Below are 3,223 nucleotides of genomic sequence, written 5' to 3' on the forward strand. Positions count from 1 at the left end.
TGAAAGGAAAAATATGAAAATTTTAGTAACTGGAACAGCTGGATTTATAGGATTTCACCTTGCAAATGCCCTTGTAGCACGCGGCGATGAGGTTGTCGGATACGACGTGATAAACGACTATTACGACGTAAATTTAAAGCTCGCGCGCCTAAAAACAGCTGGTTTTGAGACGAGCGAGATAGAGTATGGCAAGCTAATCACCTCAAAAACGCATCCAAATTTAAAATTTATAAAGGCCGATCTGGCCGACGAAAAGACAATGAAAGAGCTTTTTGCGAGCGAGAAATTTGACGTAGTGGTAAATTTGGCCGCACAAGCAGGCGTTCGCTACTCGCTTATAAATCCAAAAGCTTACATAGACAGCAACATCACAGGCTTTATGAATATCCTAGAGTGCTGCCGCCACAACGAGATCAGAAATTTAGTCTATGCAAGCTCTAGCTCGGTTTATGGCCTAAATGAGAATATGCCGTTTTCTACGCACGAGGCGGTAAATCATCCTATAAGCCTCTACGCAGCGACTAAAAAGAGTAACGAGATGATGGCGCATACTTATAGCCATCTATTTAACGTGCCAACGACTGGACTTCGCTTTTTTACGGTGTATGGACCATGGGGACGCCCTGATATGGCGCTATTTTTGTTTGTCGATGCTGCGCTTAAAGATAAAACTATCGATGTTTTCAACTACGGCAAGATGAAGCGCGACTTTACCTACGTGGACGACATCGTAAAGGGCATCATTAAGTGCATCGATAACCCTGCTAAGCCAAACCCAGCTTGGGATGCGAAACACCCAGATCCTGCCACTTCAAAAGCACCTTTTAAGGTCTATAATATCGGCAATAATAGTCCTGTTGAGCTCATGGACTACATCAAGGCTGTTGAGATAAAGATCGGCCGTGAGATCAAGAAAAATTTTCTCCCACTTCAAGCAGGTGACGTGCCAGCAACATTTGCTGATGTGAGCGATTTAGTGGCTGACTTTGACTACAAGCCAAATACAAAAGTAAACGACGGCGTGGCTAAATTTGTTGAGTGGTATTGCGAGTTTTACGGAGTTAAAATTTAAGGAAAGCAGATGAGGCGATGTGAATGGGCAAAAGGCGAGCTTGATATAGCTTACCACGATAATGAGTGGGGCAAAGTTGTAAAAGATGATAGAAAATTTTTCGAAATGATAGTTCTGGAGGGCTTTCAGGCGGGACTTTCGTGGCATGGAGTCCTTCAAAAAAGAGAGGCTATGAGAGAGGCATTTGACGGCTTTGATCCTGAGAAGATTAAGCTTTATGGTGATGATGAAATAGCAAAATTTATGCAAAATGAAGGGCTGATACGCAATAGACTAAAACTAAAATCGCTTTCTGTAAACGCCCTTGCATTTTTATCGGTAACCAAAGAATTTGGTAGCTTTTATGACTATCTATGGGGATATTTACTTAAAAAATTTGACCCGAAATTTGACGGCAAACAGATCATAAATCACTATCAAGACATTAAGCAAGTACCAGCTACTACGATGATATCAGACTTTGTGGCAAAGGAGCTAAAAAAGCGAGGGTTTAAATTTCTAGGCTCTGTTAGCACCTATGCCTTTTTGCAAAGTGTGGGCGTTGTAGACGATCATCTGGACTATTGTTTTTGCAAGAGCAAGGCTTGATTAGAGTAATTTTTGCGGTTCTGCTCCTTTTAAATTTTGCATTTTCTCTTGACCTGCTGCGACTTAGTGAGTATAAAGATCAAAACGTCTCAGGCTGGCTAGCTAGCGAAAAGCTTGATGGCGTGCGTGCCTACTGGGACGGAGAGAATTTACTCTCAAGGCAGGGTAAAAAACTGAATGCACCGCTAAGTTTTACTAAAAATTTCCCAAAATTTGCACTTGATGGCGAGCTTTACGCAAAGGAGCTTAAATTTGAAGAAATTCAAGCGACCGTGATGGATAAAATACCAGACAAAAAGGCGTGGAGCAGGCTAAAATTTCACGTTTTTGACGTGCCAGAAGCGAGTGGTGGCTTGCTTGATAGGCTTGAAGTTTTGGCTAAATTTCTAAAAAATGAGCCAAATCAAAATTTGATCATTATAAAACAGATAAAAATGCGCGATAACGCTCACTTTTTAAAATTTAGTGAGAATATCATTGCAAAAGGTGGCGAAGGGGCTGTGGTACGTGATCCAAATGCCCCATACGAGCGAAAACGAAGTAAAAATGCGCTTAAATTTAAGAAATTTAAAGACGCCGAGTGCGAGGTGACCGCTATAAACAAGGGTAGTGGCAAGTACGCAGAAGTTGCTGGTTCGATCACCTGCAAAGCGCTTGGTAGTAAAGAGGGTGAGGCAAAAGCTGGCACTATCTTTAAAATAGGCTCTGGACTAAGCGACGAGCAACGCACAAATTCCCCAAAGATAGGCTCTATCATAACGTATAAATTTCAAAATTTAACCTCTAACGGCAAGCCAAGGTTTCCTGTATTTTTGAGGGTTAGAGAGGATTAAATTTTTATTCAAAGGCTTGCTTTACTTTTGCTTTACTCTATTTTTGATAAAATTAACCACTTTTTATGAAAGGCTTAAACTTGAAGATTTTAATAACAGGTGGTGCCGGATATATTGGCAGTCACGTAGTAAAAGCACTTTTAAAGCAAGGCAAAGATGAGATAACCATCATCGACAATCTCTGTAAGGGCTCACAAAAAGCACTTGAGGCACTCCAAAAGATAGGAAATTTTAAATTTATAAATGCAAATTTAGAGGATGATTTGAGCGAAATTTTTGCAAATGGTAAATTTGATGCGATCATCCATTTTGCAGCGTTTATCGAGGTCTTTGAGAGTATGAGCGAACCGCTAAAATACTATCTAAACAACACCGCAAACGTCGCAAGGGTGCTAAAATACGCAAAAACTTACAATGTAAATAAATTTATATTTAGCTCAACTGCCGCAGTTTATGGCGAGCCAGACGTGGCGGAGGTGAGCGAAACAACGCCTACAAACCCGATAAATCCATACGGCAGAAGCAAACTCATGAGCGAGCAGATCATCAAAGACTACGCCGCTTCAAATGAAAATTTTAAATTTGCGATTTTACGCTATTTCAACGTGGCAGGCGCAGACGAAGAGGGGCTTATCGGCCAAAACTATCCAAACGCCACGCACCTTATTAAGGTAGCTGTGCAAACTATACTTGGCAAGCGCGAGAGTATGGGCATCTTTGGCGATGACTA

At 41.2% G+C, this 3,223-nt stretch carries 4 protein-coding genes; all 4 read left to right on the top strand.

Annotated elements, in window-relative coordinates; translation table 11 throughout:
• Positions 1–13: 13 nt before the first annotated feature.
• Positions 14–1,072: an NAD-dependent epimerase gene (locus tag ACTTKV_RS08775; RefSeq protein ID WP_442550191.1), complete on the top strand. Its 1,059-nt coding sequence runs from the start codon at positions 14–16 to the stop codon at positions 1,070–1,072.
• 9 nt (positions 1,073–1,081) lie between these two features.
• Entirely contained in the window at positions 1,082–1,660 is a 579-nt protein-coding gene (locus ACTTKV_RS08780) for a DNA-3-methyladenine glycosylase I (protein ID WP_442550192.1), read from the top strand.
• Complete coding sequence (locus ACTTKV_RS08785) at positions 1,660–2,493, top strand: DNA ligase (protein ID WP_442550194.1); 834 nt, start codon at positions 1,660–1,662, stop codon at positions 2,491–2,493. Before ACTTKV_RS08780 ends, ACTTKV_RS08785 begins: the two co-directional genes overlap by 1 nt.
• Before the next feature lie 80 nt (positions 2,494–2,573).
• Positions 2,574–3,223 (top strand): UDP-glucose 4-epimerase GalE (galE, locus tag ACTTKV_RS08790; protein ID WP_442550193.1); only part of this gene is annotated, 650 nt, incomplete at its 3' end.

It is taken from the genome of Campylobacter sp., from assembly GCF_052169515.1.
Classification (GTDB): Bacteria; Campylobacterota; Campylobacteria; order Campylobacterales; family Campylobacteraceae; genus Campylobacter_A.